This window comes from Bacteroides sp. OM05-10AA, from assembly GCF_003439055.1.
Classification (GTDB): Bacteria; Bacteroidota; Bacteroidia; order Bacteroidales; family Bacteroidaceae; genus Bacteroides; species Bacteroides intestinigallinarum.
Genome location: NZ_QSUR01000009.1, coordinates 21,023 through 45,577 on the forward strand (window position 1 = coordinate 21,023; position 24,555 = coordinate 45,577).

Below are 24,555 nucleotides of genomic sequence, written 5' to 3' on the forward strand. Positions count from 1 at the left end.
GTCTATTCTCTCTCACATTTATTCATCTCATTACTCCACTCTGCGTTTGAAGAACCAACGTTCGTTAAACGTCAATCCGATGCTAACGCGGAAGATATTTTCGTTTACAAAAGCCGCTTCCTGTCCACTGATACGAACAAACTGTCCGCTGATGCTAAGAATGGAACGGGACCGGGGTACAGGCAGACCGAAACCGGCAGTTACGCCATATTCACGGGTAGCCTCTTTGCCGCCGATCTTATAATACGGCGTCGTATAATAAGCTCCCAAACGGTATTTGATATGGGATAAATAAGAACGTCCTATCAAATTAGGAATATATTCCGCACCCACTGATATCTTATGACGGTCGCAATACGTATATGTCTCATTAAAGTCTTCACGTACAGCTTCGTCTGGTGTATTTACGTCAAATTTCGTTTTTGACCATTGTTGCAAACTATAATCCAGACCAACAGTCAGGCGTTTGTCATAGTTATATGTAAATCCGACTCCAAATGTATTAGGCACTTTAAATGTAGCATCCGGACTCAAGGTGGTAGTAGAAACCGCTGTACCCGTAGAGTTTGATACCATTTGTGTCGTTACACTGTAATCATTACCCAATTTCAACTCCGGAGAATATACTGCTCCAATTGTCACTGAATGTTTTTTATCAATATCCAATGTATATTGTGCTCCAAAATCAAGTTTATAACTCGATACTGATGCAACCGATTGGTGATTATAATTATAAGCACCTGATACACTTGGAAAATAAACAACACGTGTACGATTGATATCTCCCCAGAAATAAGAAGCATTCACACCTACCGAAAGGTTTTTGAGCACTTTCACTCCTAATCCGGCATATAATTGATGCAAACCTCCATCTCCGGTATAGCTTCTGGCATAATCAGCCGTATTGCCGGTAGTAGGATCTGTTGCAGTCTGTGTATCCGACACTGAATATCCCACATTGGAGAACGGCAATAGTCCGATACTCATCGCTATCCGCGGATGCAAACGAAATTGCATAGCCAGATAGTCAAAGCTGGAATTTTTAGCGTTCAGTTTCACACCACTACCGCTAATATTCATGTTCTGCAGACTGACACCTCCTTCAAAGAGGAATGTCAATGAGTCAATGGCTGTATACGAAGCAGGATTCAGTGGATTGATCTGTGCTCCATCCCGAAGTCCAAAAGCAATTCCCCCCATCGCCTTGCTGTTACCGAAACTCTGATCGGACAAGTCGCCATAGCCATATCGTGTATAAGGAGAGTTTGTATTATTTTGAGCGATTGCCATTCCGGTAACCATCGTGAGCAAAAGCGCACAAAGTGTGTGTTTAAATCCTACCATTATTATAGTTTAAAATTCTATTTAATCCTTTCAACACTAAAAATCTATCTGCAAAGATGATACTTTTTACGCTGCTATCAAAAGAAAAATCATCTCCGCCCGTTAAAAAAACCAAAAGTTCAGGATATTTATGCTTCATAGACTCAATATAACCTGAAATTTCGTATTCCATCCCTTTCATCACTCCGGCACGTATAGCCGTTTCGGTGTCCCGTCCCATCGGGAGTTTGCGCCCGTTGGTGTCTACCAGAGGTAAACGCCCCGTAAACTGATGAAGTGCTTTGAAACGCATCTGCATACCGGGAGAAATATTACCGCCATGATACTGACCCTTTGAGTCAATAAACTCATAAGTAATGCAAGTTCCCGCATCAATCACCAATATATCCCGATGAGGAAACTGCTCATTAGCACCCACTACGGCAGCCATACGGTCATATCCCAATGTTTCGGGAGTTTCGTACAGGTTGACAACCGGAAGCGGAGTCTGATGATTGAGCCAGAGCAAAGGAAATGGCAAAGCTGCCAAATCAGCTAATACCTTTTCGCTTAAATCAATGACAGTAGCCACAATCCCCTGTTCAACCGGATATTGGGAACAAAAAGCCTTCAAGCAATCCAGCGACTGATTGGATTCAGCTACTACATCCACAATTTCTCCGCCGTCGAAGAAAGCAATCTTTGCCTTTGTATTTCCTATGTCGATTATTAAATTCAACTCTTTTGGTTCTTTAGCGGGCGCAAAGGTAAAGTAAAAAAAGAAAAGTTGAAGCATAGAAGAGGAATTATCTTCTTTTTTCATTTTAGAAATCCACAAAAACAAAAAAATCGAACTATCTATTTTTAAATAGATCAATTATCTTTTATTGTTTATTATGTATTCCACTTTGCGTTCGGCAGTCTTTTTTTATTACATCATAAACAGCTAATAAGCAATAGATTACAAGAGAAAAATAGCGTTCCAAAAAGTGTTCCACTATTTTGTAATCAATTTTCCGTTCAAGCAGAAACATTATTTCACCCAAACAGAGGCTCCATTTAAAGAAAACAGAGCCTCTGTTTAAGCCATATAGAGCCTCTGCTTGTATGAAACAGAGCCTATATTCTGATAAAATAAAGGCTCCGTTTTCCCGAATCCAACTATTCTTTCTATATTTGCCACCAAAATAAAACGAACCAGCTAATGAAACGGTTTTTCTCATACATCATCCTCTCCTTCTTCCTGTTGCTTCTGCCCACCGGACAAGCATCTGCCAATAACAACGACTCCATCCGTTTGAGCCTGTTGACTTGTGCCCCCGGAGAGGAAATATATTCCCTGTTCGGACACACTGCCATCCGTTACGAAAATCCTTCACAAGGGATTGACGTTGTATTCAACTACGGATTGTTCAGTTTCAACACTCCCAACTTCATTTTCCGCTTCTCGCTCGGAGAAACAGACTACCAACTGGGAGCAACGGATTATGAACGTTTTGCAGCTGAATACGCATTTTTCGGACGCAGCGTATGGCAGCAGACGCTGAATCTGACCGATGAAGAAAAGACAGAACTGATCCGGTTATTACAAGAAAACTATCGTCCGGAAAACCGGGTGTACCGTTATAATTTCTTTTACGATAATTGTGCTACCCGCCCCCGGGACAAGATAGAAGAAAGCATTGCAGGAAAAGTGATTTATCCCGCAGAACCGCAGGATGGCTCCCTCACTTTCCGCGACATCGTACATCAGTATTGCAAAGGACATCCATGGGCACGTTTCGGCATTGATCTCTGCATCGGAAATGAAGCCGACCGGCCCATCACACAACGTCAGATGATGTTTGCCCCTTTCTACCTGATGGATGCTTTCGACGGTGCACAAATTAAAGGAGATTCTATCCAGCGCCCACTCATAACGACCAACGAACTGGTAGTCGATGCCACTCCCGAACCGGATGAAAGCGACTGGATGCCTACTCCGCTTCAATACTCCTTACTCTTATTTATATTGACAACCGCCGCCACCATCTATGGAATCCGCCGGAGAACCGGATTATGGGGAATCGACCTCTTCCTTTTTGGTATAGCAGGTATTGTGGGATGTGTCCTTGCATTTCTCGCACTCTTCTCCCAACACCCGGCAGTCAGCTCCAATTTCCTATTATTGGTATTCCATCCGGGACAACTTCTTTTCTTGCCATACATTATATATTGTGTCCGAAAAGGGAAGAAATGTTGGTATTTAGCCCTGAATCTGGTGGTTTTAACACTTTTTATAGTGCTTTTTCCTGTAATTCCGCAAAGATTTGACTTTGCTGTTGTACCTTTGGCACTCGTTTTGCTGATACGTTCAGCGAGCAATCTGATTGTGACATCTAAAAAGAAATAATGAAAGGACTACTAACTTCCCTCATCACCGTACTGACTTTCACCGGGCTACAAGCCCAGTCACTGCCTGCCGCCCCTAAATTAGTGGTAGGGCTGACGATTGACCAATTACGTACGGACTATCTGGAAGCTTTTTCGTCACTCTACGGTGAGAAAGGCTTCAAACGTCTTTGGAAAGAGGGAAGAGTGTTCCATAACGCCGAATATACCTTCTCCGGTATAGACCGCGCTTCTGCCATAGCGGCTATTTATAGCGGTACGACGCCTTCCATGAACGGAATTATTTCTCAACGCTGGATGGATGCCTCTACCCTCCGCCCCGTCAACAGCACAGACGACACGGCATTTATGGGGTATTACACCGACCAGACTGTCGCCCCCACCAAACTACTGACTTCAACCATTGCCGACGAGCTTAAAATAGCGACACAAGGCAAAGGACTCGTATATGCCATTGCACCTGATTGCGATGCCGCACTTTTTGCAGCCGGACATGCCGGAAACGCTGCTTTCTGGCTCAATCCCAACACCGGAAAATGGAGCGGAACCACCTATTACGGAGAGTTTCCGTGGTGGGCAAGCCAATATAACGACCGTCAGGCGGTCGATTTCCGTATTGCCGGTATGACATGGGAGCCTATATTTCCGCGGGGCATGTACACTTTCCTGCCAGATTGGCGGGATATGCTCTTCAAATATAAATTCGATGATGACCGCAGTAATAAATACCGCCGCTTCATCGCCAGCCCTTTTGTGAATGATGAAGTGAATGCGCTTGCCGAAGAAGCATTGAACAAAAGTTCCATCGGCATGGATGACATTACTGACTTATTGGCACTCACTTACTATGCCGGAAACTATGCGCACAAATCCGTACAGGAATGTGCCATGGAAATACAAGACACCTACGTGCGTCTTGACCGCAGCATTGCCGACCTGCTTGAAGTTCTTGATAAGAAAGTAGGACTGCAAAATGTGCTTATTTTCGTCACTTCCACCGGATATATAGACAGCGAATCGCCTGATTCGGGATTGTACAAGGTTCCCGGCGGAGAGTTTTATCTCAACCGTTGTGCGGCTCTATTGAATATGTACCTGATGGCTACGTATGGCGAAGGAAAGTATGTGGAAGCTCACCATAATCAGCAGATTTATCTGAATCATAAGTTATTGGAAAAGAAAGAACTGAATCTGGCAGAGATCCAACAAAAGTCAGCAGAATTCCTGATGCAGTTCAGCGGAGTGAACGAAGCCTATTCGGCTAACCGGCTATTACTGGGTTCATGGACTCCGGAAATCTACAAAATACGTAACGGCTACCACCGCAAACGTTCGGGTGACCTCGTAATCGATGTCCTCCCCGGATGGACCATCGTCAACGAAAACGGCGGCGAAAACAAAGTGGTACGTCATTCCTATATTCCCTCACCGCTGATTTTCATGGGACATTCCGTGAAACCGGCCATTATCCAGACACCTGTAACCATTGACCATATTGCGCCTACACTGGCACATTTTATGCGCATCCGGGCTCCCAACGCCTGTACTTCTGCTCCTATTACCGACATTCGGTAACAATTTACTCACAAAAACAGGGAGCAAAACATAAATAAATCAGCATTTTAATGTAACTTTGCGGAGGTTTCTTGATATAAAGATTCCCCAACGCGGATTAACGCAGATTTACGCGGATAAAAACAAATCCAGTTTAATCTTTCTTTTAATCTGCGTAAATCTGCGTTAATCCGCGTTGAAATTGAAATAAATAATAAACTAAATAATATAACATGGGATTTAATGAATTTTTAAGCTCGATTTTCGGAAACAAATCCACACGAGACATGAAAGAAATCAAGCCCTGGGTGGAAAAGATCAAAGCTGCTTACCCGGAGATTGAAAAACTAGACAACGACGCCCTCCGTGCCAAAACGGAAGAACTCAAAAAATATATCCATGAATCGGCTACTGCCGAACGTGCGAAAGTGGAAGAGTTGAAGGCAAGCATTGAAACTCTCGAACTGGAAGACCGCGAAGAAGTCTTTACACAAATCGACAAGATAGAAAAAGAAATTCTGGAAAAATATGAAAAAGCACTGGACGAAGTACTGCCTGTTGCTTTTTCTATCGTAAAGGCTACTGCCAAGCGTTTTACAGAAAATGAAGAAATCGTTGTAACTGCTACCGACTTCGACCGTCAACTGGCTGCTACGAAAGATTTCGTACGTATCGAAGGTGATAAAGCTATCTACCAGAATCACTGGATAGCCGGTGGTAACGATACTGTATGGAACATGGTTCACTATGACGTACAGCTCTTCGGTGGCGTCGTTCTGCACAAAGGTAAGATTGCAGAAATGGCAACCGGTGAAGGTAAAACATTAGTGGCTACACTCCCGGTATTCCTCAACGCATTGACCGGAAACGGTGTACACGTAGTTACCGTGAATGATTACCTCGCCAAACGTGACTCCGAATGGATGGGTCCTCTTTATATGTTCCACGGTTTGAGCGTAGATTGTATCGACCGTCATCAGCCGAACTCCGACGCACGTCGTCAGGCATATCTGGCAGATATCACTTTCGGTACAAACAACGAATTCGGTTTCGACTACCTGCGTGACAACATGGCTATCAGCCCGAAAGACCTTGTACAACGTCAGCACAATTATGCCATCGTCGATGAGGTCGACTCGGTATTGATTGACGACGCACGTACTCCGTTGATTATCTCCGGTCCTGTACCCAAAGGCGATGACCAGTTGTTCGAGCAACTCCGTCCGCTAGTGGAACGTCTGGTAGAAGCACAAAAGGTACTGGCTACCAAATATCTTTCCGAAGCAAAAAAACTGATCGCATCCAACGATAAGAAAGAGGTGGAAGAAGGATTCCTCGCTCTATACCGCAGTCATAAAGCATTGCCGAAAAACAAACCGTTGATTAAGTTCCTTAGTGAACAGGGAATCAAGGCAGGTATGCTCAAGACGGAAGAGATCTACATGGAACAGAACAACAAGCGTATGCATGAAGTGACTGATCCGCTGTACTTCGTAATCGACGAAAAACTGAATAGCGTAGACCTGACAGATAAAGGTGTAGACCTGATTACCGGTAACTCTGAAGACCCGACATTGTTCGTGCTTCCGGACATCGCCGGACAACTTTCGGAATTGGAAAACCTGAATCTGACCAACGAGCAACTGCTTGAAAAGAAGGATGAGTTGCTGACTAACTATGCCATCAAATCGGAACGTGTACACACCATCAATCAGCTATTGAAGGCTTACACGATGTTCGAAAAAGACGATGAATACGTAGTAATCGACGGTCAGGTGAAGATTGTAGACGAGCAGACCGGTCGTATTATGGAAGGTCGTCGTTACTCTGACGGATTGCACCAGGCTATCGAAGCCAAGGAACGTGTGAAAGTGGAAGCTGCTACACAGACCTTCGCTACCATTACTTTGCAGAACTACTTCCGTATGTATCACAAACTATCCGGTATGACCGGTACTGCTGAAACGGAAGCAGGCGAACTTTGGGACATCTATAAATTGGACGTAGTCGTTATCCCGACCAACCGTCCGATTGCCCGTAAGGATATGAACGACCGCGTTTACAAGACAAAACGCGAAAAGTATAAAGCTGTTATCGAAGAAATTGAGAAACTGGTTCAGGCAGGACGCCCGGTACTGGTAGGTACTACTTCGGTAGAAATCTCCGAAATGTTGAGCAAAATGCTTACCATGCGTAAGATTGAGCACAAGGTGTTGAATGCTAAACTGCACCAGAAAGAAGCAGACATCGTTGCTACTGCCGGTTTGAGCGGAACAGTAACCATTGCTACCAATATGGCAGGTCGTGGTACCGACATCAAACTAAGTCCGGAAGTAAAAGCTGCGGGCGGTTTGGCAATCATCGGTACGGAACGTCACGAATCCCGTCGTGTAGACCGCCAGTTGCGTGGTCGTGCAGGACGTCAGGGTGACCCGGGTTCTTCTGTATTCTTCGTGTCATTGGAAGACGACCTGATGCGTCTGTTCTCTTCCGACCGTATTGCCAGTGTAATGGACAAGCTCGGTTTCCAGGAAGGCGAAATGATCGAACACAAGATGATTTCCAACTCCATCGAACGTGCACAGAAGAAAGTGGAAGAAAACAACTTCGGTATTCGTAAACGTCTGTTGGAATATGACGACGTAATGAACAAGCAACGTACGGTGGTTTATACGAAACGTCGTCACGCTCTGATGGGTGAACGTATCGGTATGGATATCGTGAACATGATTTGGGACCGTTGCGCCAACGCTATCGAGAACAACGATTATGAAGGTTGCCAGATGGAATTGCTCCAGACATTGGCAATGGAAACTCCGTTCACTGAAGAAGAATTCCGTAACGAGAAGAAAGATAAGTTGGCCGAAAAGACTTTCAACATTGCTATGGAGAACTTCAAACGCAAAACTGAACGTCTGGCACAGATCGCTAATCCGGTTATCAAACAGGTATATGAAAACCAGGGACACATGTACGAAAACATCCTGATTCCTATCACAGACGGTAAACGGATGTATAATATCTCTTGTAACCTGAAAGCGGCTTACGAATCGGAATCTAAAGAAGTGGTGAAATCGTTCGAGAAATCAATCTTGCTCCACGTAATCGACGAAGCATGGAAAGAAAACTTGCGCGAACTGGACGAACTGAAACATTCTGTACAGAATGCAAGCTACGAACAGAAAGACCCGCTATTGATCTATAAACTGGAATCTGTGACTTTGTTTGACGCTATGGTGAACAAGATCAATAACCAGACTATATCGATCTTGATGCGTGGACAAATTCCTGTACAGGAAGCTCCGGACGAATCAGCTGCACGTCGTGTAGAAGTGCGTCAGGCTGCTCCCGAACAACGCCAGGATATGAGCAAGTATCGCGAAAACAAAGAAGATTTGAGTGATCCGAACCAGCAGGCTGCTGCAAGCCAAGATACTCGTGAACAGCAGAAACGTGAACCGATTCGTGCAGAGAAGACAGTGGGTCGTAACGACCCTTGTCCATGCGGAAGCGGCAAAAAGTATAAAAACTGCCATGGAAAGAACCTTTGATTAATTAATAATTAAAAATTATAAATTAAAGGTTGGAAATTGTAGGGTAATGTGCTTTATGGCATAGCCTCTCTATATTCAACTTATAAAAGAAAGCCTCAAACGGTTAAAAACTGTTTGAGGCTTTCTTTTATTCTTCCAAAGTTGTACTTTTGTTCAAATTACTAAATAGAACAAAACTATGGCAAAATCTTATTCACTGGTTCTCATCGTTTTATTCCTGCTGACTCTGGGTAGCTGTCAGAGTCTGGAACAGATTCCCATTGATTATCTGCAACCTGCCGACTTGAGCTTTCCTCCGCAACTCCGAAAAGTAGCTATTGTGAATAACACCAGCGACGCCCCGGATAATAAACTGATAACAGAGACTGAAAAAATTAAAGAAGGTACACCATTGATAAGTCGTGCAACGGCTTATGCCAACGGAGATCCTAAGACAGCCACTGAATCACTGGCAGAAGAAATTGCACAGCAGAACTACTTCGATGAAGTGGTTATCTGTGATTCTGCCTTACGCGCCAATGATAAACTGGCCCGCGAAAGTACATTGAGCCAGGAGGAAGTGCGTCAACTGGCTTCTAACCTGGGAGTGGACTTTATTATTGCGCTGGAAAACCTGCAACTCAAAGCAACAAAGACTGTCCGTTATCTGGATGAGTTCAACTGCTTTCAAGGAGCGGTAGACGTGAAAGTTTATCCCACGGTGAAAGTTTATCTTCCCGAACGTAGTAGACCGATGACTACGCTCCATCCTAATGATAGCATTTTTTGGGAGGAGTTTGGAGGTACAGCCATAGAAGCCGCCACTCGCATGATTCCCGACAAGCAGATGCTGGAAGAAGCGGCAGCATTCGCAGGAACGGTTCCGGTGAAACACCTTGTACCCATCTGGAAAAAAGGAACACGGTATCTTTATACTGGTGGTTCGGTTCCTATGCGTGACGCTGCCATTTATGTACGCGAAAATTCATGGGACGACGCATACGAACTTTGGCGTCAGGCTTTCGAAGGTACCAAGAACCAAAAGAAAAAAATGCGGGCAGCTCTCAACATCGCTGTTTACTACGAAATGAAAGATAGTTTGGCTAAAGCGGAAGAATGGGCAGAAAAGGCACAACAACTGGCTAAGAAAATAGATAAAAAGAACATCACAGATAGCCCTCAAGCTACCATTGATGATGTGCCGAATTATTATCTTACTACCTTGTATTTAGCTGAACTAAAGGAAAGAAATGCTCAATTACCCAAGTTAAAATTGCAAATGAGCCGATTTAATGATGATTTTTAAGGAAATTGTGTATCAAATCTTATTTTTTTTATACCTTTGAACTTATAAAAAGAAGGAACCCATGAAATTGAGCCAACAATCATTATCTATTATCGAATCGGCTATCCAAAAGGCAGTCGCTAAATATGTATGTAGCTGTGAACAAACAGTCGTAACCGATATCCATCTCCAACCGGATCAGGCATCGGGACAACTTAATATTTACAACGATGATGATGAAGAACTGGCAAACATCATGATCGAAGAATGGACTACTTATGAAGGGGATGATTTCCTTGAAAACGTGGAACCTTCTCTTCGCAACATTCTTTGTAGAATGAAGGATGCCGGAGATTTCGACAAAGTGACTATTCTGAAACCTTATTCTTTCGTTTTGGTAGATGAAGAGAAAGAAACCGTAGCAGAATTGTTGTTGATTGACGACGATACCATACTGGTGAATGATGAATTGCTGAAAGGGTTGGATAAAGAGTTGGATGACTTCTTAAAGGATTTATTGGAAAAATAAAGAAGAATTGTTGGAGAAATAAGATACCGTTCTTTTTGAATAGAGATCGTTCAAGATCCACACATAAAAAGATAATCGGAAGCAATCAGGATATGTCCTTTATTGCTTCCGATTATTTTATATATATACCTTTCAGCAATGAAACTTGAGATTCCTTATAAAAAAGTTCTAATGCAAATGTTATAGCCGGACATGAAATATGTCCGGCTATAACATTTGCATTTCTATTCAATTATTTAGTTCTTCAATGTCTGTGCCTTACTCTTCTCTGCCCAGGCTTTCTCCATCCCATAGAAGTTTATTTCCTGTCCTGCAGGCTTCCCATCCAGCTCCGCCTGTTTCTGCTCAAAGAAGGCTTTCCAACGCTGATAATACAAGTCTTTCAAAAGTCCACTCCATTCCCGATGCGAATAATCATGTAGTCCGCCTTGATTGGCAGCAATGCTATCTCCCCAGACTGTGATTAATGCGGAAGCATTCCATTCGTACAATCGCTTTTCTTCTTCTGTAGTTCCCAGAGAACGAGCTGCATTCAACCAAGAGGAAACGGAAAATTCTTTCCGGGTAGATAACAAACGATCTTGCGCCAATATCAAGTCCAGGAATTGCTGTGTTTGTTTGCGGAAATCCTCTTTGTCCTTTCGGTCATAGCTCTGTGATATTTCTTCAAGTAACACATTTCCTTTATCGGCATTACTCTGACGTACGATGTCTACCAAGTCATACTCAAAATTATTGTTTCCTTTATACTGGTCGGCAACGGAAGTAAATAGCCGGGCTGCCTTTGCAGTAGAATCGGGAGCATAAAATAGTTTGGAATATCCCCAAGTGGAAGTTCTATCCAGATGGAAACCCGGACGGGCACATAACAAAGACTCAATGGTTCCTTCACCCTGATAATCTTTCGGAGCATTGTAAACGGTGTGTTCCAATGCACGCCAAGCCTCCATTATTTCCGGTGAAACTTCTCTGCCATAACGAGCTTTCAAGTAAGTCTGCAACCATTCATCGGAAGAGAAGCGTTCTTCACGCCAAGGAAGTTCGTAAAGGAGTTCGAACATCACCGGATTATTCTCTATGCCCTCCGGGGTTGCTCCTACTCCATGCAACGTTTTCCCGTTAGTGTGTGCACAAGCATCATAATACCCGTTCACCAGCTGATTCATCCGGCCGTGCAAACCAACATTACCTCCAAAATTCAGTAACATACAATAGAGCCAATCGTGTTTGCCAAAGCCTTTTTCCCGATACCACATGGAATCCGGATCTCCCCATTGGGGACGTTTCTCACTATATAAATCTAAAACGAGCAAATCTCCCTGATTAAGAGAAGCAATCATTTCTTCCCGAGGATTCGCCTGCCAGGCCTGAATGATCCAAACAGCCTTCGGATTGGCTTTCTTCATAGCTGCCATAATGGAAGCACCGGTTTTCGCCAAGTCGACTCCTTCCGTGTTACCTCCCTCATGAAATGGATCCATGCTGTAATAGTTGGCTTTTCCATAGAGTTTCTCCAATTCCTCATAATACATAGCGGCAAAAGAATCGAAGTGTTCATCTTCCGTAGAAAGGAAAGCCGGACGGGGGAATCCACACCATTTACCGGGATCAGCAATCTGATAACCTAGCTTTTCACCAATGTTACGGGGAACCATTCCAGCATATCCGGGGAATACTGGTTCAATACCCAACTCCCGCATACGGGCTACGATCTTCTTCTGAAGCGCTTCTTGTTGCTGATACCAGCTATCGGGATTCGGTCCGCCCCAACCCTCGAGATTATTCATTTGCCACCAAGCCATAAAGGCCGGGCCGGAAATAAATTCATTGACTTCTTCTGTTGTGTATCCCAAACGTTTCAGCAAATTGTACCAGACCACCTCCATTCCGGTGATGCTCAAAGGCGTATTGATGCCATGCATTGCCATCCAGTCTATTTCTTTTTCCCAACGCTCCCAATCCCAGAAAGCCATGGAATAAGAATAGGTGCAATAGTTCAGATAATATCTGTTCTGCATGGATGTCTCCTTACGTATCTTTTCTTGTGGAAGCGGTAGCACTTCCGGTAACTTCTGCGAAAGATTATTCCAGGAAAGATGAATACCGGCTACATATTTCAGATACCAGTTCAACCCCGTAGCCAGAGACAAATCAGAATTTCCGGTTATCAGCACTTTACCGTCTTCAGAAGATATTTCAAAATAATCTTTTAACAGATTGTTTTCATCAGCAATCATCCGAAAAAGAATTCGATCTTTCGAAGTACCTTCCGTCACACGATCTGCCAATGTATTGACAGGAGACTGTTCGGTTTGGCAGCTACACATCCATGTAGCCCCCAATAATAGAATGAATAAAAGACGTGTATACATAGTTTTATTTACAGTTTGTCAAATATAATAATTAAGAGTCGTATTTTATCTATTTACTACGTTTTATTCAATGAAATAAGAAGAATTGTGGACGACCATATATATTTATATCTTTCACCTTTCCTGATAAGAATGAACCTTTACGAACTTTCACGCGAAAAGCCGAAACCTTATAAATTTCTTTCATATCTATAATAACCCGGTGAGGATGGTTAGACTCCACGGCCACATTCGTATGCCAGAAAGAAGAGATATCTCCATCAAACAAGTTTTCTGCTATTCCCAAGTTCTTATCAGCTTGTTCGCTGCTTACATAAACGACTTCCCATTTAGTTTTGTCAATCGGCTGTCCCTTATCATCTATCAGTTCCACTTCCGAAATGCAGGCCTGATTATCCTCTGTGTAGGAAGACAGAGTCTCTATACAGAAGTGGCGAAGAGTAGTCGCAACCGGTAAATCGAATGACTGCCACTCATTAGTCTCCTGCAAAGTAGTTTTTAATGCAAGATCACCATCTTCCAGAATCGGAGTGCCTACCACTGCACGACGCTGGCCTTTCTGATAATTCTTATCAATACCCAAACTATCCAGAATGGGTTGATTCAATCCTTGCAAAACACGCTTACCCGTATCTTCCATTTCAAACACTACAATTTCATTTTCTCCCTCTTTCAGCCATGGAGCGGGCAGATAGAGTGTTTGTTGAGGACCGATATTCCAGAAACGTCCCAAAGATTTGCCATTTACCCAGACAGCACCTTTGCCCCATTGACTCATATCCACAAAGCAGTCACCTTTCTTCTCTACTGTAAACGTTCCTTTATGGAAAGCAGGAACGCCTTTGATGGTTTCGCCAAACTCCATTTCCGAAACTTTTTCTTTATACAGAGGCAATGGAGTAATAGACCATCCGGTCAGCTTTTCATTTCCCCACAAAACTTGGCTGGTGATACCTTTCCGGTTAAACAGTATATCGGGACCATAGTTGACGCGTCCGGTATTTTCTACCAGAATCTCCAGTGTGGCAGGTGTCTTCGGCACATTCAAGGTCACACTGTTCTGATTGTAACGACGATCCAGGCTGGCTACTTGCTTACCATCTATGAGGATCACAGCATAGTCACGCAAATCCTGTATGACAAGTTTCTGTTTCCCCGCTTTTTGAAGTGTGGTCTGATAATGAATATATCCGAAATCAACTCCCAAATCCTCCATCGACAGCACATTTTCAGACTGGGTAGTCTGATGAAATGCAGTCCTTAATGGAGCACTTTCCTTTAATTCGACTGTTGCAAAAGTGGTAGTCGGATTATCTGCCGGAACTTCCGGCAGTACTGTTCCCGCAGGCAGGTATTTCTGAATCACTTCCCTGAATGCATGATATTTGGGATAACAATTTCCCCATTCACCCAAGGGAGCGTCATAATCATAGCTTGTGGGTTGGGGCTGATAACCGCCTCCGGTATTGGCTCCATTGGTATACTCAAAGTTTGTACCACCGTGAAACATATACATGCTGACAGAAACACCGTGGCTCAACATCCAGTCCAGCTGTTCGGCGGGACGTTCATAAGCAACAGAGGAATGTCGTCTGCCCCACTCATCAAACCAGGCCGGATAAAACTCCGCAACAAAATAGGGACCGCCCTTTTGGTACTTATCTACCACTTTGAATATATCTTCACCAAACACTCCGTTCAATGTAGGCAGTGCGCCCTCAACATGTCCGGCTTCCACCTGTCCACCACCGTCACAGGTAAATAGCGGAACATTGAATCCTGCTTCTTTAATCATATCGCGGATAGCGGCAAGATACTCTTTATCCGCTGCATACGATCCATATTCATTCTCCACCTGCACCATAATAATATTGCCTCCATTATTGATGGTCAAAGGAGACAGTTGTTTGCCAAGTTCTTTGATATATCGTTCACAATAGGACAGGAAACACGGATCTTTACTGCGATAAGTCATATCCTTTTCTTTCAGCAGCCACGATGGGTAACCTCCGAAATCCCATTCTGCACAGACATACGGACCGGGACGAAGAATCACATACAGTCCCTCTTCCTGTGCCGTACGGATAAATTCCGCAATATCAGCCTGTCCGCTAAAATCAAACTCTCCCGGCTGACGTTCATGGAAGTTCCAGAAAACGTAGGCAGACACCGTATTCAGTCCCATCGCACGCGCTCTCTTCAGGCGGTCACGCCAATACTCGTGCGGAATGCGGGGATAGTGCATTTCTCCACAAATCAACTGGATATCCTTTCCCTCGATAGTAAAAGTACCATTTCCTATTCTAACCTGTTCCTTGGGGGAGGAACAGGAAGAAATTAGAAATGATACTATGATGTTAAGTATAACAAGTACGGTTTTATGATTTTTGTTCATCTTCATTCAAATAAGATGTGAGTTTCGAATACTCCGACCGCAACATGAGATCTGTTCTATACGGTCGGAAGTATTCATCAATTTATTTTTAGAATGTAACTGTTCCGAACAGGTTCACGGCATATTTGTCTGCATCATCATACCAATGAGTCACATTCTCTGTTTTAGCAAACTTAATGGCATATACCGAATTGTATTTCCAATCGGCTACTTTTTCGGGCATCCAGATCCCCACTTTATAGGTTCCGCTCACACCGGCTGCCACACTTCCTTTGATAGTGTATTTCGCAGCCTGATTCGGTTCCTGTTCGGTAGCCGGAATCCAGGTCTTAGGATCCACATCCAGTTTGAATTCTTTCACTACCTGACCGCTTTCGGAAACCAGTACGAGATATACCTCTTTCGGATTAATCACCGTAGCAAAACCGGTATTCGTAATCGTCAGATCGTATTCCAGATTTCCACTTTTTGCTTCTACTTTCGATTCACTTTGAAGATTCAGACGATACCCCAAATGGTCGCGTACAAAATCATAGAATGAACGAACAACTTCATTGCCCTCCTCATCTTTGAAGTAACTCTCATCGAACAGAATGTGATTATCATTTAATAAAGCGGGATTTACCTTTACCCGTTTCCAACTCATGATATTCAAATCATAGTTTTGCGTCACATCAAATGCCGAGTAACGGTGTTCGCGCAAAATACGCAGTGATTTTATCGGACTAATCAACTCCGCCAATCCCCATTCTGTATCCTCATTATAAGGGATCTCACCGCTCATATAGAAATTGTTCACTTTCACCTCTTCCGTTATCTGCTTGTAATCATCCGTATTAGGAACAAAGTCATTGCCCGGTGCAAGCGGATGTTCGCCGGCTGTAAAATAATCATTCGCATACCCGATACGTCCACGAGATCCTTCCTGTTCCAGTGTCAACGCTTTCTTATGATTCGGATAACGCATTTCTACACAATAAGGTGCAGGCAAGGCTCTCAATAAAGCACTGACGATTGCATTCTTCGCACTCTGGTCATTCATCAACGGAGAAGTATGCCACTCTCCCCAAGCACCGATAAAACCAACCTGCATGGTAGCAATTTGTCCAATGTATTCATTCAACAGAGGAGTAAGTTGCTCGATGTGCCGGAGAATCCATTGTTTGGATTCGCCACCGGAAGTATTCAGTCCGGCGTGATTGTATGCAAAACGAAGAATGGCTTTATACCCCTGCGCTTTCATCAACTCGAATATCTTGCGGATATTCGACAGAGCTTCAGCATCCAGGTCTTTACTCACCCAGTTAGTTAAGTAGATATATTGCTGTACAAGAGTCAGGTTGTCGTCCTTTGCATCAAATTGCTCTACTTTCTTCGTATACAAATCATTGCCATAAACCTCATAATCATTATATGGACTTTTCATTTGGTCGGCAAGCAAATTACATTCCAAGTGGAATCCCCTATCGGGATTCCTAAGCGACTCGATCGGTACAATATTTCCTGTTACCTCCGGAGTTTCCGGTTCACTCGTTCCGTCTTCTTCTCCATATTGTCCCGCATATACATCTATTGTATCAGAACAAAAGCTACACATAATACCTAATAATAAGGTAGATAATATGGTCATAGTTTTCTTTATATTGATTAACATGATTGATATACTTTTAATTTTCACCCGATTAATTTTCATTGTAGATAAAACGTGCAGGAGCACCGGTTGTCCAAGGACTCCACAATGTTGCCCCTCCATCATGAAGAATACATTGATGAGACATATCATCAGTGACCAACAGATAACAGTACGGTCCGGTATGATTAGTGATTGCATCACCGCTCCATTGACCGGAAGCACACAAATTGAATTTCCAGTCGTTCAAATGCGCCTGTCCTTTTACTGATTCATAATATTCAGGATCTTTCAATACATTCCATTGACCTTCGGCAGTTCCGGCTTCTGCAAACAAATTCTTATATTCCTGTATGGTCGGCAAACGCCATCCCTTAGGTGCTATCTTATCACGAATATCGTAATGATAATGCACTCCATAGGCTTTCACTCTACCTTCTCCGAGCGATGCAGGTGTCTTTTTGAAATTATTCGCTTCAATATCTGTACCATCAGCATATTTAGTTGCGCGCAGGTTATCTGCCAACCAAACCAATGATGTTTTGTCACTATAAAATATACGAACAACACGATAAGTAATCTTTTCATCTCCACGAACATCTATGAAGCGCATCATTTCTGTCATATTCAGTACTCCGGAAGAACGTGACACCCATTGCCCATCATCAGTCTTCACATTCCAATACACAGAATTGGAAGTCCAACGTTTGATAGAAAGTTTATCGAGCAGTGCCTGAAGTTCTTCATGAGTCAATGATGATTTACCATTCACAACTCCCACACTATGTTCGGCAACCGTCTGTTTCATTTCAGGATCCAGTGAGAAACAAAGCGAGTACGAGGTAGATTCAGGCCATTCCTGGGTATCCCATTCAAACTGCACAGCAGTCTCCGGGGCATTTTCAGCCAAAGAAATCTTAGTCAAATCTTCCGGCTGCACTAATTTGCTAGTCATACGTTTCACCCGAATGGTGCGTGCTTCCGAAGCTGCTGCGGTTATATTACCGGTTTCTTTGACTGTCCAATACAGTACCGCTTCCTGCCCCGCTTTAATTCCCAATTGAGAAAAACTCTGATCGGCAGTCAGTGCAGATATCGCAACAGAAGTCGATTTTCCTGCATCAATTATCACCGGTTCTTTGAATTTCCTGTCAGCACAAATAAGCAGCTTTGCTCCATTTTCCAGAGGTTTCTCCCAAGAGAAACTATATTTCTCAATCGATAAATCATTCAAATCAATGATCGCTCCATCTTGAGGCGCGCTCAAGTAAATATCCGACATCGGAATGATTACATTGTACTTGTCTTCCTTACATCCGGCAAGCAACAAGATTCCTAATAGACTATATAATAAATGTTTCATAATGCTATCTATTTTTTAGTAACCGGGATTTTGAATTATAATACCTTGTCCTTCAGTAATCAGATGAGTAGGCAACGGGAATTTCTCATATTTATATTGTCCATCCACTTTCGTTTCTATTTTACCTGTCGGCTGTCCGGCAAATCTTGCTTTGGCAAGTGCTGCTTCAATAAATTTTCCGTGACGGATCAAATCCTGACGACGCACTCCTTCAAAATAAAATTCATGTCCACGTTCTTCCAACAATTTATCCAGAAAATCTTCTACAGATGAAAAATCACTCAATTGATAAGCTTTTAGTCCACCATGAGTAACCCGCACCTGATTCAACAGGCCAATCGCCTCTTGAGTGATACTGTTTCCATTGCGAACGATAGCTTCCGAAAGTAAAGTCAATACATCCGCATAACGATAGATGGGCATATCTATTTCGCACTTCTCACCTACTACCCCCTCAATTTTATATTTCACCGGAATTGCACCGTAGAAGAGTATACCTGTCGTACCACCGTCACGGTCAAGCGCCCGGCTATGGTGTACGCCCTCTGTACCTGTATATTCACCAATAATTCTTTCACGTCTCTTGTCTTTAGGATCATAAGATTCGTATGCAGGCCAGGATATTTTAAATCCTCCCCAGGCAGTCACCGACATTCCGGCAGGAAGCGGATAGTCAGAAGTCAGTACGTGAGCGAGCCATTTCTGTTCCATCACACCGGCCTCGGCCACACATGAGAATATGACTTCCGAATTCTTTTCACCAGATAAAGAGAACAGAGAGTTATAATCGTCTACCAATTTATAACCGTATTCCGGTTTTGTCAATTCACGTCCTATTTTCTCCGCCTCATCCCATTGCTTGGTCATCATGTAGAATTTCAGCAATAATGTATTGGCCAATCCTTTGGTGAAGCGTCCGTAATTTGTATCTTCATACTTATAGGGCAACACATTAGCTGCATCTTTCAAGTTGGAAACAATGTATTCACGCATAGCTTCTTCCGACAAACGTGGAATAACAATCTCTGCTTCCGGTTTTTGCAAAGTCTCCAGATCGGCGATAGGTATCGGACCATACATATCATACATCAGAAAAGCCAGGAAACCACGTCCGCATTTCAATTCCGCCATATAGCGAGCTTTCAAGGTTTCATCCATATTCACGTCCTTGATGCGATCCATTGTCAAAGTCATGGAAGCCAAATACTGGGAATAGTCATACACACGACGATAGTCACCGTCGATATGCCAGTCATTAGCTTCATACGAATTGTATACGGTAGTCCATCCCCAAGTGTTTTCCACATAATCGGTTACCATTTCCGAAGTCGTCACATAGCCTGCCGCTACTTCAAAAATTCCCCACGGAGAAAACACATAATAAGCACTCGAATTGACCAAAGCATTTACATCTTCAGCATTTTGGGGAAACATTCCCGGATTAATTTTATTATATACTTCCTGCTCCAGCGTACAAGACGAAATGAGGAACAAGAGAGTTGCTATTGCAGTATAAATTGTCTTTTTCATATTCATCACTTATTAGAAAGATATTGATACACCAAAATTATATGAGGTTACATTCGGATATGCATAGGTTCCATTGTCCGTTTCCGGGTCCAGACCTGTCCAGTTAGTAATCACAAATGGATTATTCACGTCTACATATACACGGAGATTCTTGGCAATCTTCTGGCTGATAGGCACTTTATATCCTAATGTAATGCTTCCACAACGAACGTAATAGATAGATTTCACATAGTAATCCCCCCATCCGCTTCCACCTCTGACAAATGTCGGATCTGTGGCTGTCAGGTTATTGCTATTAAAAGCTTTCAGGGCATAAGTAGAAACATTGATACCATTGTCCATACGTGTCCAGCCCTCATAATAACTGGCTCCTCTCTTTCTGCCGGCTTCTCCATAGAAATAGATATTCAAGTCGAAGTTCTTATATCTGAACGAGTTGTTCAGACCGTAGATAATTTTAGGATCACCATTACCCATATATACTTTATCCTCATCTCCCAATACTCCGTTTCCATCGCGGTCTTTCAACTTCATCATACCCGGAACCAAGTCTTTTTGAGCGTCCGGAACTTTTTCTCCCGGTTGCAGGATGCCAAGCGCTTCATATTCCCACCATGCACGAATCGGATCATTTTCTTTTTCATAAGGTTTGGGTTTCCAGTTCGGGTCACGTGTCAGCCAACGGTCATTGTAATGTGACAAGGTTAATGTCGTATCCCATTCAAAATCTTTAGTAACGATATTCACCGTATTCACAGTGATTTCCACACCCTGACTTTGTGTTGATCCTATATTACCCGCTATTTTATTTATTTCATTATAAAAAGGCAATGGTTTATTTGTCACCAACAAGTCTGTAATCTTACGTTTGAAATATTCGGCTGTCAACTTAAACCGGTTGTTGAGTATACCTAGATCCACACCTACATTAAATTCCGTAGTCGTTTCCCAAGTCAGGCTCCTGTTGCCCAAATCTGAAGCATATACTCCTGTTGATTCTGCACCTCCGATAATGGCACTTCTTCCCACTTCATAATAGTCGTAAATGCGATAACCGACATTAGAGTTACCCGTCTGTCCATAAGAAGTTCTTAACTTCAACATAGACAACCAGTTTGAAGCCCCTTTCATGAAATTTTCTTCACTTATCATCCAACCGGCTGATACGGACGGGAAATACCCCCAACGATTTTCCGGGGCGAAATTGGAAGCAGCATCAGCACGAACTGTAGCTTCCAGTAAATATCTGCCTTTATACGAGTAATTGGCACGGGCAAACAAAGAAGCAATACTGTTAATAGAAGCCCATGAACCTACAGATGGTTTCTTGTAATTTCCTGAACCCAAACTATTATATCCAAAGCCATCTACAAGAAAATCTTCATTTCCGGCACTCAATCCATCATTTTTAAATTTTTGGAACGAATAACCACCAATAGCTTTCACGTTATGATCGCCAAAGCTCTTGGAGTATTGAGCTGTCAGCTCCATCAGATAGGCAGTACTTGTTTCCTGCGAAATATCCGCTCTTCCGTTTTTGGTCTTTCCCTGCAAAGTTGTCTTAGGCAAATAGCTGGAACGTTTCTGGAAACTACGGTCGACACCTAACTGCAACTTCACTTCCAAGTCTTTCAACGGTTTCACGGATACGAATGCAGATCCTATGATCCGGTCTTTTACCGTATTATCCTTAATATCCAACAAAGACACCGGATTCGCAACGAAGGGACGTTTCGGATCAATGAAATAATTTCCTTCAGAGTCATAGATAGGAATTGTAGGATTGGATTGGATAGCACCGGTCAATACGCCGGAATATTCATTGGCATTGTCTCCCAGAGGAACATTGTCATACTTATTCTGCGAGTAAGTAGCAGTCAGTCCGAAAGAAACATATTCACTCAATTCTTGATCCAGATTCAAACGGGCAGAAAAACGACTGACACCATTATTCTTGACAATTCCTTCTTGGTTCATATAGTTGACAGAAGCCAGATAACGAGTTTTCTCCGTACCACCATTCACAGAAAGATTGTGCTGTTGCGTATATCCATTGCGCATCACCGCATCCAACCAATCGGTACCGCTAGCAGTCAATATTTCATCATTATTGAAAGTGGGTTTATATTGAGTAGGCGGAGTGTCCTGCTTCTCAACATATCCTTCATAAATACCCATTCCGTTCAACTTTAACCACTCTTCATGCATCTGTTTATTATACATATCCATATACATACGAGTATCAAGCATCTTGTAGTTGGAACGAGCTACCTGCACCGACCCCATACCGGAATAAGTCACTCTGGGCTTTTGACTTTTACCACGTTTGGTGGTAATCAAAACAACTCCATGTCCGGCACGCGCACCATAAATAGCTGTGGAAGCAGCATCTTTCAACACAGAAATGGATTCAATATCATCCGGATTCAATGATTCCAGTACATTATCAATATTACCCGATTCATAGAAACCATTACCAGAACTTAAATTGGAAGTAGAAGATACCGGGAAGCCGTCGATTACAAATAAAGGTTCATTACCAGCACCGGTAGACGCTTCTCCACGAATACGAAACTTCGCCTCACCACCCGGCTGTGCAGAAACCTGGTTCACACGGAACCCCGCTGCTTTACCCGCCAACGCACGAGATACATTCGGTACGGTATTCATCTCCACATCTCCCATGTTTACCATAGAAACGGCACCTGTCAATGTCTTCTTGCTCTGTGTACCATAACCCACCACTACCACTTCATCGAGTTGTTTGGAATCTTCCTGCAAAATGATTTTCATATTTTTTCCGGGTTGCACGGCAACCGTTTGAGACTGATAGCCGATATAGGAGATATCGAGCTGTGCCTTCGATGAAGAGACGGATATTTTGAAGTTCCCGTCAATATCTGTTATCGTACCGTTACCCTGTACTCCTTTTTCTAATACACTGGCTCCGATAATCGGCTCCCCCTGTGCATCTGATATAGTACCGGATACGGTTATTTTCTTTTCTTGTTCAGGAGACTGTGCCTCAATGGATAATATAATCTTCTTGTCTAGTACCGAATATTTTACATTAGTACCAGAAAAGATTTCTTTCAACACACTAAAAATGTTGCTTTTATCAGCAGAAACTGATACGCGACGATTCAAATCGACATGCTTATTATTGAAGAAGAAATCAAAATCAGACTGCTCTTCAATTTCTTTTAGAATGTCCTCCACCCGCTGATTACGTACATCAATACTGATTAAAGCCTTTTGAGCGTAACTATCGGCTGCATAGGTCAGCCCAATAGAACATACTAAGAACAAAACCAATAGTCTCATAGATAATGGGATTTTTTTTGAGGTTAGCCAAAGTGACTTTACCACCCATAAAAATTGGATGCTAAAATAATTTTGCATAATTTTGTAATGACTTAAAGTTAATAAAAAGTTTATCTAAGCTTGTCGCCAAACAAGCATCAAAAAGATTTACCGATTTCCATACGGGAAGATACGCCAATATCCTCCCGTATGTTTTTGTTTAAGGGGGTCTGTCTTTCATTGCATTTTTGTTTTAAGGTTAATCAATCAATATATTTCTATTTTACTCTTTTCATCTTTTATATCCGGCGAATCAAGATAACGCCAACGGATTTGAGAAGAAAGCTGGAAATATTCCAGAATACGCTCGAGGCGTTGATTTGTAAACGTACCTGTAAACGAGTCTCCTTTCAAGCGGTCGTTTTTAATAATGAATTCCACATTATACCGCTTCTCCAACATTCGCAATCCCTCTTCGAGAGGAGTATTTCTAAATATAATCTTTCCCTCTTTCCAAGCTATTTCCGACTCACCGGAGGTGGCATAAAGCTGCACTTTACTGTCTCTTGTATCATAGACCAGCTTCTGTCCGGGATCCATCAGCACCTTTTTCGAACCATTGTCAGATGAATAAATAAAACCTATCTTTCCTTCAACCAATGTTGCTGCAATCCGGTCTTCTTTTTCATAAGCCTCTACATTAAAATGAGTTCCCAGTACTTCGATCTGTGATTGGTGGGAAGTAGAAACTATAAACTTCTTTTCCGGGTTCTTGGCTACTTCAAAATAAGCCTCTCCCTGCAATGTTACATTTCTCGTGTCGCTATCGAAGCGTGAGGGATAACTCAAGGTAGATTCGGAATTCAGGAAAACCAATGTGCCATCGGGCAATGTCAGAGAAGTCATCATTCCGGGATTTGTTTTCACTTCCATCATTTGTGCCAATTCCTGTTCGCTTCCTCCCCAATGTTGTACCATCAGAGTAACGAGAAGTGGAATGAACAGCACTGCTGCCGCACGTTGCGCCCATTCCCACCATGTCGTTTTCCTTTGTCTGTTACCCGACATTCTACTTTTCACCTTTGTCAATGCTTTCTCTGTGTCGACTTTCGTCATGATGTGAACGGTATCTGTAGCAAGATAGAGAGCATGTATCTGTTTGGCCATCCGCCGGTTTTCTTCCGACTCATCCATCCACGTCTCAACTTGCAGACGTTCTTCTTCCGTTGCCAGTCCCTCACAATAACGGGGAAGCAATTCTTCTATTGTATTTTTATCAGTCTTATCCATATTCGTATTTTATTGCCTTTTACTATAAGACAAGAGAGACTTGTGGGATTCCTAAAC

Annotated in this window: 15 protein-coding genes; 5 read left to right on the forward strand and 10 right to left on the reverse strand. The window is 42.9% G+C overall.

The genetic code is table 11. The annotated features are described in order from the left end of the window. Nucleotides 1-30: 30 nt before the first annotated feature. From DXB58_RS08625 to DXB58_RS08635, 3 genes are all read right to left on the reverse strand, one after another. Nucleotides 31-1,344 carry an outer membrane protein transport protein gene (locus DXB58_RS08625; protein ID WP_122136550.1) on the reverse strand — a complete coding sequence of 438 codons (1,314 nt, stop codon included), beginning with the start codon at nt 1,342-1,344 and terminating at the stop codon, nt 31-33. After that, nucleotides 1,331-2,119 (reverse strand): type III pantothenate kinase, encoded by a 789-nt coding sequence (locus DXB58_RS08630; RefSeq protein WP_187343993.1) that lies wholly within the window; start codon nt 2,117-2,119, stop codon nt 1,331-1,333. Before DXB58_RS08630 ends, DXB58_RS08625 begins: the two co-directional genes overlap by 14 nt. A gap of 88 nt (nt 2,120-2,207) precedes the next feature. Beyond that, nucleotides 2,208-2,546 (reverse strand): hypothetical protein, encoded by a 339-nt coding sequence (locus DXB58_RS08635; protein WP_122136551.1) that lies wholly within the window; start codon nt 2,544-2,546, stop codon nt 2,208-2,210. Here DXB58_RS08635 and DXB58_RS08640 point away from each other — a divergent pair. The 5 genes from DXB58_RS08640 to DXB58_RS08660 all read left to right on the forward strand — a co-directional run bounded on the left by DXB58_RS08640 (nt 2,528) and on the right by DXB58_RS08660 (nt 10,615). Continuing rightward, on the forward strand, nt 2,528-3,715 hold the full coding sequence (locus DXB58_RS08640; RefSeq protein ID WP_122136552.1) for a DUF4105 domain-containing protein: 1,188 nt from the start codon (nt 2,528-2,530) through the stop codon (nt 3,713-3,715). The genes DXB58_RS08635 and DXB58_RS08640 overlap by 19 nt on opposite strands. Next, entirely contained in the window at nt 3,715-5,289 is a 1,575-nt protein-coding gene (locus DXB58_RS08645) for an alkaline phosphatase family protein (RefSeq protein WP_122136553.1), read from the forward strand. The genes DXB58_RS08640 and DXB58_RS08645 overlap by 1 nt, the downstream gene beginning before the upstream one ends. A 212-nt stretch (nt 5,290-5,501) precedes the next feature. Next, nucleotides 5,502-8,819 (forward strand): preprotein translocase subunit SecA, encoded by a 3,318-nt coding sequence (gene secA / locus DXB58_RS08650; RefSeq protein ID WP_122136554.1) that lies wholly within the window; start codon nt 5,502-5,504, stop codon nt 8,817-8,819. A gap of 181 nt (nt 8,820-9,000) precedes the next feature. Further along, the gene (locus DXB58_RS08655; RefSeq protein WP_122136555.1) at nt 9,001-10,107 is read left to right on the forward strand and encodes a DUF6340 family protein; all 1,107 of its coding nucleotides are present in this window, start codon (nt 9,001-9,003) and stop codon (nt 10,105-10,107) included. 61 nt (nt 10,108-10,168) lie between these two features. Continuing rightward, a complete protein-coding gene (locus DXB58_RS08660; RefSeq protein ID WP_117936535.1) occupies nt 10,169-10,615 on the forward strand; it encodes a hypothetical protein in 447 nt (148 codons plus the stop codon). 236 nt (nt 10,616-10,851) lie between these two features. On the opposite strand, the gene DXB58_RS08665 is transcribed toward DXB58_RS08660, so the two are convergent. The 7 genes from DXB58_RS08665 to DXB58_RS08695 form a co-directional block, all read right to left on the reverse strand. Beyond that, nucleotides 10,852-12,987 (reverse strand): alpha-N-acetylglucosaminidase, encoded by a 2,136-nt coding sequence (locus DXB58_RS08665; RefSeq protein ID WP_122136556.1) that lies wholly within the window; start codon nt 12,985-12,987, stop codon nt 10,852-10,854. 67 nt (nt 12,988-13,054) lie between these two features. After that, on the reverse strand, nt 13,055-15,382 hold the full coding sequence (locus tag DXB58_RS08670) for a beta-galactosidase (RefSeq protein ID WP_199487939.1): 2,328 nt from the start codon (nt 15,380-15,382) through the stop codon (nt 13,055-13,057). An 88-nt stretch (nt 15,383-15,470) separates the two neighbouring features. Continuing rightward, complete coding sequence (locus DXB58_RS08675) at nt 15,471-17,036, reverse strand: DUF4874 domain-containing protein (protein ID WP_122136645.1); 1,566 nt, start codon at nt 17,034-17,036, stop codon at nt 15,471-15,473. 28 nt (nt 17,037-17,064) lie between these two features. Beyond that, nucleotides 17,065-18,375 carry a SusE domain-containing protein gene (locus DXB58_RS08680; protein ID WP_122136558.1) on the reverse strand — a complete coding sequence of 437 codons (1,311 nt, stop codon included), beginning with the start codon at nt 18,373-18,375 and terminating at the stop codon, nt 17,065-17,067. A 15-nt stretch (nt 18,376-18,390) separates the two neighbouring features. Further along, nucleotides 18,391-19,905 carry a RagB/SusD family nutrient uptake outer membrane protein gene (locus DXB58_RS08685; protein WP_122136646.1) on the reverse strand — a complete coding sequence of 505 codons (1,515 nt, stop codon included), beginning with the start codon at nt 19,903-19,905 and terminating at the stop codon, nt 18,391-18,393. A gap of 12 nt (nt 19,906-19,917) precedes the next feature. Then, entirely contained in the window at nt 19,918-23,307 is a 3,390-nt protein-coding gene (locus DXB58_RS08690; RefSeq protein WP_008775515.1) for a TonB-dependent receptor, read from the reverse strand. 168 nt (nt 23,308-23,475) lie between these two features. After that, a complete protein-coding gene (locus DXB58_RS08695) occupies nt 23,476-24,498 on the reverse strand; it encodes a FecR family protein (protein ID WP_122136559.1) in 1,023 nt (340 codons plus the stop codon). Nucleotides 24,499-24,555: the final 57 nt, after the last annotated feature.

Bases quoted from the DNA above. Each gene is read 5' to 3' on its own strand.
- DXB58_RS08625 (WP_122136550.1), bottom strand. From the start codon at position 1,344: ATGGTAGGATTTAAACACACACTTTGTGCGCTTTTGCTCACGATGGTT.
- DXB58_RS08630 (WP_187343993.1), bottom strand. From the start codon at position 2,119: ATGCTTCAACTTTTCTTTTTTTACTTTACCTTTGCGCCCGCTAAAGAA.
- DXB58_RS08640 (WP_122136552.1), top strand. From the start codon at position 2,528: ATGAAACGGTTTTTCTCATACATCATCCTCTCCTTCTTCCTGTTGCTT.
- DXB58_RS08635 (WP_122136551.1), bottom strand. From the start codon at position 2,546: ATGAGAAAAACCGTTTCATTAGCTGGTTCGTTTTATTTTGGTGGCAAA.
- DXB58_RS08645 (WP_122136553.1), top strand. From the start codon at position 3,715: ATGAAAGGACTACTAACTTCCCTCATCACCGTACTGACTTTCACCGGG.
- secA (WP_122136554.1), top strand. From the start codon at position 5,502: ATGGGATTTAATGAATTTTTAAGCTCGATTTTCGGAAACAAATCCACA.
- DXB58_RS08655 (WP_122136555.1), top strand. From the start codon at position 9,001: ATGGCAAAATCTTATTCACTGGTTCTCATCGTTTTATTCCTGCTGACT.
- DXB58_RS08660 (WP_117936535.1), top strand. From the start codon at position 10,169: ATGAAATTGAGCCAACAATCATTATCTATTATCGAATCGGCTATCCAA.
- DXB58_RS08665 (WP_122136556.1), bottom strand. From the start codon at position 12,987: ATGTATACACGTCTTTTATTCATTCTATTATTGGGGGCTACATGGATG.
- DXB58_RS08670 (WP_199487939.1), bottom strand. From the start codon at position 15,382: ATGAACAAAAATCATAAAACCGTACTTGTTATACTTAACATCATAGTA.
- DXB58_RS08675 (WP_122136645.1), bottom strand. From the start codon at position 17,036: ATGTTAATCAATATAAAGAAAACTATGACCATATTATCTACCTTATTA.
- DXB58_RS08680 (WP_122136558.1), bottom strand. From the start codon at position 18,375: ATGAAACATTTATTATATAGTCTATTAGGAATCTTGTTGCTTGCCGGA.
- DXB58_RS08685 (WP_122136646.1), bottom strand. From the start codon at position 19,905: ATGAAAAAGACAATTTATACTGCAATAGCAACTCTCTTGTTCCTCATT.
- DXB58_RS08690 (WP_008775515.1), bottom strand. From the start codon at position 23,307: ATGCAAAATTATTTTAGCATCCAATTTTTATGGGTGGTAAAGTCACTT.
- DXB58_RS08695 (WP_122136559.1), bottom strand. From the start codon at position 24,498: ATGGATAAGACTGATAAAAATACAATAGAAGAATTGCTTCCCCGTTAT.